Origin of the sequence: Shinella sp. HY16, from assembly GCF_028534175.1 — a bacterium.
In the GTDB taxonomy this organism is placed as follows: domain Bacteria; phylum Pseudomonadota; class Alphaproteobacteria; order Rhizobiales; family Rhizobiaceae; genus Shinella.
Genome location: NZ_JAHYXL010000001.1, coordinates 1,030,253 through 1,044,181, shown reverse-complemented (window position 1 = coordinate 1,044,181; position 13,929 = coordinate 1,030,253). Strand labels below are relative to the sequence as shown.

Genomic DNA, 13,929 nt, shown 5'->3' with positions numbered 1-13,929 from the left:
CGACCTCACCATGGTGTATGATTTTCGTGTTTCATACACATGCGAGGTTGCCATGCGCACGAACATCGATCTCGATGATGCCTTGATCGCTGAAGCGATGGAACTCAGCGGCTTGTCGACAAAGAAGGCAACCATCGAATTGGCACTTCGCGAGCTTGTCGAGGAAGGCCGTCGACGCAAGGCTCTGGAAGAGCTTTGGGGAATGGGCTGGGAAGGCGATCTCGATGCAATGCGCACAGATTGGGGACCGCCTGAAACGCTGCGGGATGACGCTGCCGAATGATCGTCGTCGATAGCTCGGTGTGGATTGCGGCATTCCGGGGGATCGTCACACCGCAATCCATGCGGCTCAAGACGATATCGCGAGCGAGGGACATCCTGCTCGGCGATATTGTCCTTCTGGAAATTCTGCAAGGCGCTCAGAGCGACGGGAATGCCGCCAACCTTCAAAAGCGGCTGGCCCCATTCCAGGTCGTTCCGATGCTGTCTCCCGACATTGCAATCAAAGCCGCCGCGAATTTCTGCCTTCTTCGCTCAAAAGGCATCACCATCCGCAAGACCGCCGATCTCATCATCGGCACCTATTGCATGGAGCATGGCCACAGCCTGCTCCATGCCGACAGGGATTTTAATCCGATGGCCGAGCATCTCGGCCTTCGGATCGCGTGATGAGGCCGATCAGGCCGTCATCACCTTCCAGGCGTGCTCCAGTCCCTTGCGGGTGATGTCGATCATCTGGTCGACTTCCGCATGGCTGATGACGAGCGGCGGGGAGAAGAGCATGCGGTCGCCGGTGGCGCGCAGCACCAGGCCGTTTTCCAGGCAATGGTTGCGCACGGTGACGCCGGCCTTTTCCTTGTCCTCGAAGCGCTTGCGGCTCGATTTATCCTCGGCAAGCTGGACGGCGGCCATCAGGCCAACCTGCTGGACCTGGCCGACAATCGGCAGGTCTTCGAGCGACTTGAGACCCGCAGCGAGATAGGGGCCGATGTCGTCGTGAACGCGCTCGACGAGCTTCTCATCCTCGATGATGCGCAGGTTTTCCAGCGCCGCGGCCGCACAGACAGGGTGGCCGGAATAGGTGAAGCCGTGGTTGAAATCGCCGACTTCTTCGACCAGCACGTTGCCGACGCGGTCGGACACCATGACGCCGCCGATCGGCAGGTAGCCGGAGGACAGGCCCTTGGCGATGGGCGCAAGGTCAGGCTCGACGCCGAAATGCTGGTGGCCGAACCAGTGGCCGGTACGACCGAAGCCGCAGATCACTTCGTCGGTCACGAGAAGGATATTGCGCGCCTTGCAGATGCGGGCGATTTCCGGCCAGTAGGTGGCCGGCGGCACGATGACGCCACCCGCGCCCTGGATCGGCTCGGCGATGAAGGCGGCAACGTTGTCCTCACCGAGCTCGTCGATCTTCTCTTCGAGCTGGCGGGCCATCTTCAGGCCGAACTCGTCCGAGGTGAGATCACCACCCTCGGCATACCAGAAAGGCTGGTCGATATGGTGGATGCCCTCGATCGGCAGGTCACCCTGCTCATGCATCCACTTCATGCCGCCGAGCGATGCGCCGGCAACCGTCGAGCCGTGATAGCCGTTCTTGCGGGCGATGATCGCCTTCTTGGTCGGCTTGCCCATGGCGCCCCAGTAGACGCGGGCCATGCGGAACCACGTATCGTTGGCCTCCGAACCGGAGCCGGTGAAGAAGACACGGTTGATGTTCGGGCCGGCATGCGACGTGATCTTCTGGGCGAGCAGCACGGCCGGCGGCGTCGTGGTGCCGAAGAAGGTGTTGTAATAGGGCAGCTCGTTCATCTGGCGCACGACGGCGTCCGCGATTTCCTTGCGGCCATAGCCGATGTTGACGCACCAGAGGCCGGCAAAGCCGTCGAGATAGCGCTTGCCATGGTTGTCGAAGATGTAGCAGCCCTCGCCTCGTTCGATGATGCGGGTGCCGGTCGCGTTCAGCTTCTTCATGTCCGAGAAGGGGTGAAGATGATGGGCGGCGTCGAGGGCTCCGAGGTTGGAAACGGCTGCTGCACTGCTGTTCGACATTTGACTACATCCTTGGGGGTAGATCCCGCCTTATTGAACGGCGGGACAGAATGGGTTACGAAAATGCCCATACAACAGGCATTTGGCAAGAGATCGAGCGAAAGCAAATTTTCTTGTCCATGCTTCCCGCCAAACCAAAAGCAGGCACCATGACAAACCACAAGACGGCAGCCGGTTCGCCGCCCGCCAATGCCCCGCCCCGTATCGAAATCCTCCTCGTCGGCATGAACGGGGACCTCCGCGGCAAGCAGGTTCCGCCCGAAGGCGAGAAGAAAATCTGGGATGGTTCGGTGCGCCTGCCCTCCTCCACCCAGTCGCTCGACATCTGGGGCGACGACAATGACGACATCACGGGCCTCTCGCTTTCCGTCGGCGATCCCGATGGCGTGTGCATTCCCGACCGCCGTTCGCTGACCGCCATGCCCTGGGCGCCCGAGGGATCGCGCCAGGTGCTCGCCACCATGCACGAATTCGACGGCACGCCCACCTTCATGGACCCGCGCGCCATTCTCGCCCGCATGCTGAAGCGGTTCGAAGACAGGGGGTTGACGCCCGTCGTCGCGACGGAACTGGAGTTCTACCTGGTCGAGGACGATTTTCGCGTGACCGGCAAGCCGCGTCCGCCGGCGGCGTTGATGTACCGCAACGAGCCGAACGGTTTCCAGCTCTACGACATGCGGGCGACGGACGTGCTCGACGACTATCTCCAGACCGTGCGGGCCTGGGCGAAGGAAATGGACCTGCCGGCGGATGCGACGACGGCGGAGTTCGGCCCCGGCCAGTTCGAGATCAATCTCCTGCACCGGCCGGACGCGCTCGCCGCCGCCGACGACTGCATCTACTTGAAGCGCATTGCCGAACAGGCTGCACGCCGCTTCGGCCTCAAGTCCACCTGCATGGCAAAACCCTATGCCGACCAGGCGGGCTCCGGCTTGCACGTCCATTGCAGCGTCATCGACAAGGACGGCAAGAACATTCTGGATGCCAAGGGCGGCGATCCGGTGAAGCTGAAATCGGTTTGCGCCGGCATGTTGCAGACGATGCGCGATGCGCAGCTCGTCTTCGCGCCCTTCGCCAATTCCTACCGCCGCTTCCAGCCGGGTTCGTTCGCACCGGTCGATCTGACCTGGGGTTTCGGCCACCGCGGCACCGCCATCCGCATTCCGGACAAGGATGGTCCGGCGGCGCGCGTCGAGCATCGCGTGGCGGGCGCGGATGTGAACCCCTACCTGCTGCTGACCGCGATCCTCGGCGGCATCCTGCTCGGGCTCGACGAGACGCTCGATCCGGGTCCGGTAACCGAGCCGGGCAAGGACGCGCCGGACGCCAAGCGCCTGACGCACGACTTCCTGACGGCTGTCGAGGAGTTTTCCGCTTCGCCCTTCATCAAGGATGCGTTCGGGGCGGAGTACCAGAAACTCTACGGCGACACGAAGCGCAAGGAGGCGATCGTCTACCTGCGCACGGTGTCGGATTTCGACTACCAGACCTATCTGCCGCGGATTTAACGGTCCACCCTCATCCGGCCTGCCGGCCACCTTCCCCCCGGCAAGCGGGGCAAGGGATAGGCCGATCCGTTTTCCTCAACCAACAGCCCGCCCGTGGGGCAGGTCCCCTCTCCCCGCTTGCGGGGAGAGGGTTAGGGTGAGGGGCAAACGCCACGCACCCCGCGCTCAGGCCGCCGCCGGTTCCGTCGTGGCCATGGCCTTCGCCTGGACTTTCGGCACCATCACCTTCAACTCGCCCGGATGCAGCCGGATCGAGACGTCGCGGTCCATCGGCAGCAGCTCGCCGTCGATGACGCAGTTGATCGCCCGGTCGACCTTCGGAAAATGCAGGTCGACGGCCGTGCCGGTCATTTCGGTAACGTCGGCATTTTCCCGCAGTTTTCCGCGCAGGATATCGAAGGCGAGCTTGGCCACGCCCGTCGGCTTCAGCGGCTTCGTCGTGTAGAAACCGAGATGGCCGCCGGTGAGGTCCTCGGCATAGAGCAGGCCGTTTTCGCCAAACCGGTTGTTCGAGACATTGATGGCGGAGACCATGCGATGCTCCTGGACGCCGTCGACATTGAACTCCACCTCGAATTCCGGCGGATCGAAGATGACGCCGACGGCCGCCCGGGTGTTGGCCGCGATCTTGCCCATGCGCGAGCGGTAGGTCATGGCATTGCGCAGGCGCACCATGCGGGCGTGCAGGCCGGCGGAAAACTGGTGCACGAAGGCCCGGTCGTCCGCCGTGCCGATGTCGGCCGCCGCGATGTCGCCGTCCGCCAGCGCATCGATCGCCTGCCAGATGTCGAGCGGAATGTTCAGCGAGCGGGCAAAGAGGTTCATGGTGCCGGCAGGGACGATGCCGAGCGGCATCCTGCTCTGCCAGGCAAGCCCGGCCGCGGCTGAGACCGTGCCATCGCCGCCGCCGGCCAGCATGGCGTCGAGATCCGTCCGGTCGGAACAACGCCGCAGCGCCATTTCGATATCGGCCCCTTCGACGATATCGCAGTCGAGGTGGTGCCCTGCCTCGTAGAAAACCCTCTCCGCGTGGCGGGCAAAGGCCTCCATGTCGGTGGTGCGGAACGTCCCCCCGTCCCTGTTGAATATCGCCTGTACTCTCATTCGCATACTCCGCGTCTAGGCCGAGAACGCCTGAAGGGTGATGATCGATCCATTAGATAAGAGAGAAAGCGGCGATTAACAGGCGCCCGTGAAATACGGCGCAAGAATTCGTGAGCGCCGGCCGCGCGGCCAAATGCGGGATGGGTGAAAAATCGCAGTAGGCAGAGCGCCCTTCTTTGATATATTGCCGCCCGGTCGCCTGCGTCGGGAGTACGCATGCCGGCCGCATTGTACCTTCCCCATCGTGGCCTTTCCGGCCGGACCATACCGCATCAGCAGCCAGGAGGAGTGGCCGCCCGTGCAGGGTCTGTCGCCGATTGTCCGCGTGTGGACCATTCCTGCGGAGCCATCCCGTGTCCGAACATGCCTTGCCCCATGCCGCCCTCTCCTCCGGGCAGCCGCCGCTTTCGGCGCTCACCGTCACCCTGATCATCCTGGCGCTCGCCGTTGGCAGTTTTGGCATCGGCACCGGCGAATTCGCCATCATGGGCCTCTTGCCGGACGTCGGCACCACTTTCGGCGTGACGACGGCCGAGGCCGGCTATGTCATCAGCGCCTATGCCCTCGGTGTGGTGGTCGGTGCCCCGATCATCGCGGTCGTCGGCGCCCGGTTCCGCCGGCGCGACCTGCTCCTCGTGCTGATGGGCCTCTTTGCCGCCGGCAATCTCGCCAGCGCGGTCGCGCCCACCTTCGAAAGCTTCATCCTCTTCCGGTTCCTCTCCGGCCTGCCGCACGGCGCTTACTTCGGTGTCGCCGCGCTCGTCGCCGCCTCCATGGTGCCGGTCAACAAGCGCACGCAGGCGGTCGGCAAGGTCATGCTGGGCCTCACCGTCGCCACGCTGATCGGCACGCCGCTCGCCGCCTTCTTCGGCCAGATGTTCGACTGGCAGTTCATGTTCGTCGCTGTCGGCATCACCGGCCTGCTGACGGTCGCACTCATCGCCGTCTTCCTGCCGCGCGACAGCGTGCCGAAGGGCATCAATGCCCTCACCGAACTCGGCGCGCTGAAACGCAAGCAGGTCTGGCTGACGCTCGGCATCGCCGCCAGCGGCTTCTGCGGCATGTTCGCCGTCTTCTCCTATATCTCGCCGATCGTTACCGAGGTCGCCGGGCTCCATGTCGGCATGGTACCGGTCATCATGGCGATCTTCGGCTGCGGCATGATCGTCGGCAACATCTTCGGCGCCAAGCTCGCCGACCTCTCGCTGATGCGCACCATCGGCTGGTCGCTGGTGCTCTATTTCTTCGTGCTGATCAGCCTGTCGCTGACGGCGGAAAACCCGATCCTGCTCGGTATCTGCTGTTTCCTCATCGGCTGCAGCTTCGTCGTCGGCCCGGCGCTCCAGACGCGCCTGATGGACGTGGCCGGCGATGCGCAGACGCTCGCCGCCGCCCTCAACCACTCGGCCTTCAACGTCGCCAACGCGCTCGGCGCACTCTTCGGCGGCATGGCGATCAGCGCCGGCTACGGCTACGGCTCGATGGGCTTTGTGGGGGCGGCAACCGCCGTCGTCGGCTTCGGTGTCTTCCTCGTCTCCCTGGCGCTCGAAAAGACCGAGCGTGCGGCAACGCCGGCCTGCCCGGCCGAGTAATCCGCCTAAGGCTCAACCAATCAGACGGCGTCCTCTTCCGGGGGCGCCGTTTTCGTTTCATGGGCCAGGCGGATGACCGTCTGCCCATCTTCGCGGGTGACGTTTTTCGAACCCCAGGCGGCGAGCGCGCTGATCACCGGCTCCAGGCTGCGGCCCGCGGCCGTCAGCTCATAATCGACACGGGGCGGCACGACGGGGAATACGGTGCGCGACAGGATGCCCGCATCCTCCAGTTCGCGCAGCTGTTTCGTCAGCATGCGCTGCGTGACGCTCGGCAATTTGCGGCGCAGTTCGTTGAAGCGTAGCTTTCCCTCCAGCAGATGAAACAGGATCACGCCCTTCCATTTGCCGTCGAGGAAACACAGCGTCGATTCCACCGGGCAGCCCGGGAAATCCTTCGTGAGCTTGGCGCGCGGGCGGGACATTCACGGTATCCTTTTCGACACTATGGGCATTAAATGTGCATTCTTGCGGATGGTGAGATTACTCTTCATCTAGGCTCCATTCAACGCGAAAGGAGACCCAGATGCGCGCCATCGCCTACCAGACCTCGCAGGAAATCACCTCCGAAACGGCCCTCGTCGATATCGAGCAACCCGTGCCCGAGCCGAAAGGCCGCGACCTCCTCGTCGAGATCAAGGCCGTCTCCGTCAACCCCGTCGACACCAAGCTTCGCCGCAACGCCGCGCCGGCCGGCGGCGAATGGCGCGTGCTCGGCTTCGATGCGGCCGGCATCGTGAAAGCCGTCGGGCCGGCGGTCACGCTGTTCAAGGCGGGCGACGCCGTGTTCTATGCCGGCGCCATCGACCGGCCCGGCACGAATTCCGAGTTTCACCTGGTGGACGAGCGCATCGTCGGCAGCAAGCCCGCCTCGCTCGATTTCGCCGCCGCTGCCGCGCTGCCGCTGACGGCGATCACCGCCTGGGAAATGCTGTTCGACCGGCTGAAGGTCCGCGATGCCGTGGCGGGTGCGGCAAACGCCATCCTCGTCATCGGCGGTGCCGGCGGCGTCGGCTCGATCGCCGTGCAGCTCGCCCGCAGCCTGACGGACCTTACCGTCATCGCAACGGCCTCACGGCCCGAAACGGCAGATTGGGCCAAGAGCCTCGGCGCACACCATGTCGTCGACCACAGCAAGCCACTTGCGGCCGAGGTCGCGGCGCTGGGCATCGGCGCCCCGGCCTTTATCTTCTCGACGACCAATTCGGTGGACCATCTGGCGGAGATCGCCGAGGCCATCGCGCCACAGGGCCGCTTCGGCCTCATCGACGATCCGAAGGCGCTGGATGTGCTGCCCCTCAAGCGCAAGTCCGTTTCGACGCATTGGGAGATGATGTTCACCCGCTCGCTCCTCCAGACGTCGGACATGATCGAACAGCACGAGCTGCTGAACGCGGTCGCCCGTCTTGTTGACGACGGAAAAATCCGCACGACGCTGGCCGAGGTCGTCGGTCCGATCAATGCCGAAAACCTCAGGAAGGCCCATGCGATGATCGAAAGCGGGCGCACGCGCGGCAAGCTGGTGCTCGACGGCTTTTGAGCCTGCGCGCGCCCTTCGTCGCCCCGGAAAATGGGCGGCGAAGGGTGTTACCGGGGTGACACGACCGCACCCGAACTCTGATAGACATAGGCCATCGCAGCACGCCGGACACGGACAGAACAACCGGCGGGCGGCAGGCGGGGACAGCCTGAAAGACGCCCCGCGGGTCCATGTCATCTATCGGAGACTATCCATGTCCGCCCTCGTCGAAAACATCACAGGCAGCCGCGTCTTCGGCTTCCTCGCCCGCACGATCCTCACCTCGATGTTCTGGCTCTCCGGCATCGCGAAACTGGCGGATTTCAACGCCGGCGTCGCCGAGATGGCGCATTTCGGCCTGGAGCCGGCGACGGGTTTCAACATCGCCGTCGCCATCACCCAGCTTGTCGGCTCGGCGCTGATCATCGCCAACCGCTGGACCTGGCTCGGCGCCGGCATGCTTACCGTCTTCACGGCGCTGACCATCCCGATCGCGCATAATTTCTGGACCATGCAGGAGCCGATCCGCACGATCGAATTCTACGTGGTGATGGAGCACATCACCGTCATCGGCGCGCTCATGGTCGTCGCCTGGAAATCCGCGAAAGCGCCTGTCGCCTCTGCGCATTGACGACAGGCCGGACGTCGTCCCTCTCTCCGGGGGTGGCGTCCCCGGACGGCCCCGCCTCTCCGGCCGTCCCAACCGCCCCGACGCCTCTCGTCGGGGCGGTTTTCCGCGTCAGAGCGACGGCAGCTTCAGGGGGCCGCCGGTCTTGATGCTGCGGATCGCGAAATTGGAGCGGATGTCGGTGACGCCGGGCATGGCGAGCAGTGTCTCGGTCAGGAGCCGCTCGTAGGCGGAAAGATCCTCCACCACCACCTCCGCCAGGAAATCGGCATTGCCGGAAATCAGGAAGCAGGACACCACTTCCGGAATGGCAAGCAGCGCCTCCTGCTGGGCCATGGCGTTTTCCTTGCTGTGCCGCCCCACCTTGATCTCGACGAAGACGGTGAGGCCGAGGCCGACCTCCTTGCGGTCGATATCGGCGCGGTAGCCGCGCAGCACGCCGGATTTTTCCAGGTTGCGGATGCGGCGCAGGCACGGCGACGGCGAGAGGTTCACCCGCTCGGCGATCTCGACATTCGTCGCGCGCGCATCCTCCTGAAGCACCTTCAGGATGGCGATATCGAATTTATCGAGATTTGGCATTTTCCAAAACTTTCCTCGCAGATTTTGGCATGATCATGCGCATTCTACATTCAAAGAGGCATAACTCGCAAGGACATGCCTCGGCCCCCGGCGCTAGAGTCTCACCATGAATTGCGCCAACGCCGGGAAGGAACGTCGCCATGGCCATGATCTCGCTTTCGTCCGAAGGGAAATCCAATCCGCAGGTCGCCGGTTATGCCGGCGCGGTCGTCACGGTGCTGATCTGGGCGACCTGGGTGCTGGCGACGCGCCACACCGCGGCAACGCCGCTCGGCACCATCGATATCGGCCTCATTCGCTACGGCGTGCCGGCCATCCTGCTGGCGCCGATCTGGCTGAAGACCGGGCTCTTGCCGAAGGGCGTGCCGCTGAAACTCGTCGTCGTCATGGTGGCGGGGGCCGGCGCGCTGTTCTTCCAGGTCACGGCCGCGGCCCTGCATGTGACGCCCGCCGCACCCGGCGGCATCCTGCTCGGCGGCTCCATGCCGCTGGCCACCGCTGTCATCGGCATCGCGCTCTTCGGCGAGCGGCCGGATCGCATGCGCCTTGCCGGCCTTGCCGCCATCGTCGCGGGCGTCGTCATCCTGCTCGCCGCCAGCCTGCAGAAGAGCGGCATGACGATGACCGGCTTCCTGCTCCTGCCGCTCGGCGCCGTGCTCTGGGCCGGCTTCACCCATGCCTTCCGCCGCTCGGGGCTAAGTGCGCTGGAAGGGGCTGCCCTCATCGCCGTCTGGTCGTTCCTGATCCATCTCGTGCTCGCCGCCATCTATGGCACGCATCTCGGCCAGGCCTCGCTGTCCGACCTCGCGCTCCAGGTCACCAGCCAGGGCATCCTCTCCGGCCTCATCGCCACCTTCGCCTATGGCACGGCCATCCGCGCGCTCGGCGGCAGCCAGGCCGCCGCCTTCACCGCCATCACGCCGGTGCTAGCAACGCTCGGCGGCGCGGTTTTTCTCGGTGAAAGCTTTGGTGCGGCGGAAATCACCGCGGCGCTGGTCGTCGGCGCGGGCGTGGTGCTTTCGACCGGATTGTTCTCGCGCAAGCACTAAGATCCAAACAAAAGGGGCGCCCGCGGCTTGTCGCCGGGGCGCCCTTTTTCACGTCCGCGCGAATCAACCGTGAATGATCTCGCGGTGTTTCTGCAGGCGCTTGCCGAAAGCCTGGCTGACGCGGTCGAAGATGATCGCGATGCCGACGATGGCGAGGCCGTTGAAGATGCCGAGTGTGAAATACTGGTTGGAGATGGCCTTCAGCACCGGCTGGCCGAGGCCTTGCACGCCGATCATCGAGGCGATCACGACCATGGCGAGCGCCATCATGATGGTCTGGTTGATGCCCGCCATGATGGTGGGCAGTGCCAGCGGCATCTGCACGTTCTTCAGCTTCTGCCAGCTCGAGGAGCCGAAGGCGTCCGCCGCTTCCAGCACATCCTTGTCGACGAGGCGGATACCGAGATTGGTGAGGCGGATCATCGGCGGGATGGCATAGATGACGACGGCGATGAGCCCCGGCACCTTGCCGATGCCGAGCAGCATGACGACGGGGATGAGGTAGACGAAGCTCGGCATGGTCTGCATGACGTCGAGAACCGGGTTGATGACGTTCTGCACCCGGTCCGAGCGCGACATGAGAATGCCGATCGGAATGCCGATGACGATGGAGAGGACGGTACAGACGAAGATCATCGAGACCGTCTTCATCGTGTCGTCCCACATGTCGAAATAGCCGATGAGAAGCAGCGTGCCGACGGCACCGGCGACGATCTTCCAGTTGCGGCTGGCGAACCAGGCGACGAGCGCGATCAACACAAGGATGATGGGCCAGGGCGTCTTCGTCATGAAGCGCTCGGACCAGATGAGAAAGTGCTGCAGCGGCTCGAAGATCGATTCGATGCCATCACCATAGGCGCGGGTGAAGGTGCGGAAGCCCTCATCGATCGTCTTCTTGAGATCGCGCAGGGTATCCGCGTCCATCGTCGGAAATTTCGTGAACCATTCCATATCGATCCCCTTCCGGCTCTGACCAATCTGCGCCGGTCTTCAAGCCAACCCTGATAGATGTTGCGCTGATATGCGCAGCGATTTGCGCCAGCGACATGCGATAAAACGAAGGCAGGACGGCGCGCCCGAAGACACGCCGCCCGTTTCGATCAGCCGCTCAGAGCGCAGCCTTGATCTTTTCGGCTGCTTCCGGCGAGACCCAGTCCTTCCAGAGGGCTTCGTTCTCCTCCAGGAAGTGCTTGGCGCCATCGTCGCCGCTCGCCTGGTTGTCGGTCATCCAGGCCATCAGCTTGTTGACCGTGTCGTTGCTCCACGAACGCTTGTTCAGGTAGCCCATGACATCGGCACCGGCGCGCTCGGAGAAGGTCTTGGTCACCAGCGTCTGGACCTTGTCCTTCGGCCAGTCGTTCTTCTTCGGATCCGGGCAGTCGGCAACCGTGTTGCAGCGCTTCCATTCGGCGGCGTCATAGGGAACGCCGTGCTCGAGCTTCACCATCTCGTACTTGCCGAGAAGGGCCGTCGGTGCCCAGTAGTAGCCGACCCAGCCTTCCTTGCGCTCGTAGGCCTTGGCGATCGAGCCGTCGAGGCCGGCGGCCGAGCCGGTGTCGACCAGCGTGAAGTTCGCCGCTTCGCCGCCATAGGCCTTGTAGAGCTGGCCGGTCACAACCGTGCCGCCCCAGCCCTGCGGGCCGTTGTGCACGGCGCCCTTCGACTTGTCTTCCGGATCCGGGAACAGTTCCGGATGCTTCAGCGCGTCGTCGATCGTCTTGATGTCCGGATTGGCGTCGGCGATGTATTTCGGGATCCACCAGCCCTGCACGGCGGCGTCGGAAAGGGCAACGGCAGCACCGATCAGCTTGCCTTCCTCGATGCCCCGGTTGACGACGTCCGGCAGCAGGTCGACCCAGCCTTCCGGCGCAAGATCCGGCTCACCCTTCTCGATCATCGAGGTGATGGTCGGAACCGTGTCACCGACGATGACTTCGGCATTGCAGCCGTAACCTTCGGTGAGGATGAACTTGTCGAGCGCAGCCAGAACCTCGGCGCTCTGCCAGTTCATGCTGGCAATGGTCACGTCGCCACATTCGGCGCGCGCCGCACCCGTCATGGCCAGAAGGCCGGCGACGAGGCAGGTGGAAGCAAGAAGATGTTTCATATCCGTTCCCTCATTTCGGCGGTGTCATTGTGCCGACAAGGGCCCGCTGCACCGCCGGCGCCGGGCCCGTGATCCCATGCGGATCCAATCTTGGACAGGGCCAGTCGAGGGCCTTCTCTTTCCACGATACCGCAGCCTCGACTTTTGCAGCTACGGAGTCGAATGCCGGTACGAATGCGTCTGCCATTGACCCCTATGCGTCATGGAACGGCCAAATCCGCAAGACGGCCCCGACTTTGTCCAAACTTGGGGTCGCGACGGCAATGTTATGATACAGTTCAGCTTTTTCAAAGAATGAAAACGCCGAAAGGGCCGGCGAAAGCCGACCCCTCTTCCCGCACCGGCCCGGCGCGATGTCGCATCCGCGCCGCCCGTCAGGCTTGACGGCGCCCCTGGATGACGTGGACGCGGCCGCCGGGCTGCACCCGAGCGTAAAGGTCGATCACGTCCTGGTTGAGCATGCGCACGCAGCCGCTCGACATGGCCTCGCCGATCGACCACGGCTGGTTGGTGCCGTGGATGCGGAACATGGTGTCGTTGCCGTTCTGGTAGAGATAGATGGCGCGGGCGCCGAGCGGGTTGTTGAGCCCGCCGGGCACGCCGCCGGCATATTTCAGGTTCTTCTTCGGGTCGCGGCGGATCATGTTCGGCGTCGGCGTCCATGTCGGCCACTCCGCCTTACGGCCGATGGTGGCGCTGCCGGCCAGCGAATAGCCCTGACGGCCGACACCGATGCCGTAGCGCATCGCCCGGCCGTTGCCGAGCACGTAGTAGAGCCTGCGGGCCGGCGTGTCGACGACGACGGTGCCGGCCGCATGGCCGGTGTCATAGGCGACTTCCTGGCGGCGCAGGTCGGGCTTGATCTTGTCGATCGGGATCGCCTTCAGCGGGAATTTCTCGTCCAGCCGGTCGCCGTAGTTGGCGCGGTCGCTGGTGCCGTTCGTCGCGCAGCCGGCGAGCAGTGCGGATGCGCCGAGCAAAAATCCGCGGCGGGAAATCGACATGGTTAAAGCCCCTTGAATTTTTCGTCCTCGGGGCGGGAAATTATGTGGTTATGGTTAATCGAGGGTTAAGCGGCGCGTCGGGGTTGCAGGCAAGGTTAAGGTGCGTGGCGAGAAAACGGCAATCGCTCTGTTGGCGCTTAAGCAGTCAATCCCCTACTCGCGCGAGATATTCATCGCGTGAAAAATCGGCAAAACCATCGGTGGGAAAGCGGTCTTCGCGAGGATGAGCCGTTGAGCGTATGCCGAAGAAGCCATCTGACAGAACATCACGGCTCCTGGTGAGGACGGCGTCAGACGTACCGGCTTCTACTTGCTTTTCAAATGCGTCCTCCCCTACCGTCGACATGCACCAAACAAGACGGACCTTCGTGGTGCAGATGTCGATAACAGGGTAGGAGCTAAAAGGCTCGCACACACCGATGGAGATATGTTCGCTCGATTGCCATATCGGTCTGCGCAGAAAATCGGACAAGCGCATTCCCTCGGCAAAACCATCCGCAGAAACGGCAATCTTTCCAGCACGAAAATATGAGGCGCCACTTGGTGGCAGTGCCGCCAGTTTTATCGATACAACTTCATATGGCTGCGCTGGATCGAAAAGCACTTCCAGATAACGGCCATATCCCCACAGGAGAGGAACGTGCGCATCATCGCTCCCTCCTTCCATCCACCAAGTGGGAGGTCCCAAGAGATTGGAGACCGCCAGCATGCTGAGGCCAAGCTTGAGAGGCCCCAACTCCCCGGTCCGGAGTAGACTAAGCAGGGAGGCCCGTTGGCTTTTGGC

At 63.6% G+C, this 13,929-nt stretch carries 15 protein-coding genes; 7 read left to right on the top strand and 8 right to left on the bottom strand.

Features of this window, described 5'->3' with window-relative positions; translation table 11 throughout:
• Positions 1–52 precede the first annotated feature (52 nt).
• A complete protein-coding gene (locus K0P03_RS05170) occupies positions 53–283 on the top strand; it encodes a type II toxin-antitoxin system VapB family antitoxin (RefSeq protein WP_272789076.1) in 231 nt (76 codons plus the stop codon).
• On the top strand, positions 280–669 hold the full coding sequence (gene vapC, locus K0P03_RS05165; protein ID WP_272789075.1) for a type II toxin-antitoxin system VapC family toxin: 390 nt from the start codon (positions 280–282) through the stop codon (positions 667–669). Before K0P03_RS05170 ends, vapC begins: the two co-directional genes overlap by 4 nt.
• A 9-nt stretch (positions 670–678) precedes the next feature.
• On the opposite strand, the gene K0P03_RS05160 is transcribed toward vapC, so the two are convergent.
• Positions 679–2,052 carry an aspartate aminotransferase family protein gene (locus K0P03_RS05160; protein WP_272789074.1) on the bottom strand — a complete coding sequence of 458 codons (1,374 nt, stop codon included), beginning with the start codon at positions 2,050–2,052 and terminating at the stop codon, positions 679–681.
• 149 nt (positions 2,053–2,201) lie between these two features.
• Between K0P03_RS05160 and K0P03_RS05155 the strand changes: the two genes are divergently transcribed.
• Complete coding sequence (locus K0P03_RS05155) at positions 2,202–3,560, top strand: glutamine synthetase family protein (RefSeq protein ID WP_272789073.1); 1,359 nt, start codon at positions 2,202–2,204, stop codon at positions 3,558–3,560.
• 165 nt (positions 3,561–3,725) lie between these two features.
• Here the strand turns inward: K0P03_RS05155 and K0P03_RS05150 are convergent, their stop codons facing one another.
• Entirely contained in the window at positions 3,726–4,664 is a 939-nt protein-coding gene (locus tag K0P03_RS05150) for a diacylglycerol/lipid kinase family protein (protein ID WP_272789072.1), read from the bottom strand.
• 353 nt (positions 4,665–5,017) lie between these two features.
• Here K0P03_RS05150 and K0P03_RS05145 point away from each other — a divergent pair, with 353 nt between their 5' ends.
• Positions 5,018–6,256: an MFS transporter gene (locus K0P03_RS05145; RefSeq protein WP_272789071.1), complete on the top strand. Its 1,239-nt coding sequence runs from the start codon at positions 5,018–5,020 to the stop codon at positions 6,254–6,256.
• Between the two features lie 20 nt (positions 6,257–6,276).
• On the opposite strand, the gene K0P03_RS05140 is transcribed toward K0P03_RS05145, so the two are convergent.
• Entirely contained in the window at positions 6,277–6,681 is a 405-nt protein-coding gene (locus K0P03_RS05140) for a winged helix-turn-helix transcriptional regulator (protein WP_050746574.1), read from the bottom strand.
• Positions 6,682–6,782: 101 nt separating this feature from the next.
• Here K0P03_RS05140 and K0P03_RS05135 point away from each other — a divergent pair, with 101 nt between their 5' ends.
• Both K0P03_RS05135 and K0P03_RS05130 read left to right on the top strand, forming a co-directional pair.
• Positions 6,783–7,796: a zinc-binding alcohol dehydrogenase family protein gene (locus K0P03_RS05135; protein ID WP_272789070.1), complete on the top strand. Its 1,014-nt coding sequence runs from the start codon at positions 6,783–6,785 to the stop codon at positions 7,794–7,796.
• A gap of 193 nt (positions 7,797–7,989) precedes the next feature.
• Positions 7,990–8,406 carry a DoxX family protein gene (locus tag K0P03_RS05130; protein WP_272789069.1) on the top strand — a complete coding sequence of 139 codons (417 nt, stop codon included), beginning with the start codon at positions 7,990–7,992 and terminating at the stop codon, positions 8,404–8,406.
• 108 nt (positions 8,407–8,514) lie between these two features.
• Here K0P03_RS05130 and K0P03_RS05125 read toward each other — a convergent pair whose 3' ends face one another.
• Positions 8,515–8,985 (bottom strand): Lrp/AsnC family transcriptional regulator, encoded by a 471-nt coding sequence (locus K0P03_RS05125; RefSeq protein ID WP_023517247.1) that lies wholly within the window; start codon positions 8,983–8,985, stop codon positions 8,515–8,517.
• Positions 8,986–9,125: 140 nt separating this feature from the next.
• Here K0P03_RS05125 and K0P03_RS05120 point away from each other — a divergent pair, with 140 nt between their 5' ends.
• On the top strand, positions 9,126–10,034 hold the full coding sequence (locus K0P03_RS05120; protein WP_272789068.1) for a DMT family transporter: 909 nt from the start codon (positions 9,126–9,128) through the stop codon (positions 10,032–10,034).
• A gap of 63 nt (positions 10,035–10,097) precedes the next feature.
• On the opposite strand, the gene K0P03_RS05115 is transcribed toward K0P03_RS05120, so the two are convergent.
• The 4 genes from K0P03_RS05115 to K0P03_RS05100 all read right to left on the bottom strand — a co-directional run bounded on the left by K0P03_RS05115 (position 10,098) and on the right by K0P03_RS05100 (position 13,854).
• Positions 10,098–10,985 (bottom strand): ABC transporter permease, encoded by an 888-nt coding sequence (locus tag K0P03_RS05115; RefSeq protein ID WP_130514847.1) that lies wholly within the window; start codon positions 10,983–10,985, stop codon positions 10,098–10,100.
• Between the two features lie 157 nt (positions 10,986–11,142).
• Positions 11,143–12,141: an ABC transporter substrate-binding protein gene (locus K0P03_RS05110; RefSeq protein ID WP_023512014.1), complete on the bottom strand. Its 999-nt coding sequence runs from the start codon at positions 12,139–12,141 to the stop codon at positions 11,143–11,145.
• Positions 12,142–12,515: 374 nt separating this feature from the next.
• The gene (locus K0P03_RS05105; protein ID WP_023512015.1) at positions 12,516–13,145 is read right to left on the bottom strand and encodes a L,D-transpeptidase; all 630 of its coding nucleotides are present in this window, start codon (positions 13,143–13,145) and stop codon (positions 12,516–12,518) included.
• A 145-nt stretch (positions 13,146–13,290) separates the two neighbouring features.
• Positions 13,291–13,854: a hypothetical protein gene (locus tag K0P03_RS05100; RefSeq protein WP_272789067.1), complete on the bottom strand. Its 564-nt coding sequence runs from the start codon at positions 13,852–13,854 to the stop codon at positions 13,291–13,293.
• Positions 13,855–13,929: the final 75 nt, after the last annotated feature.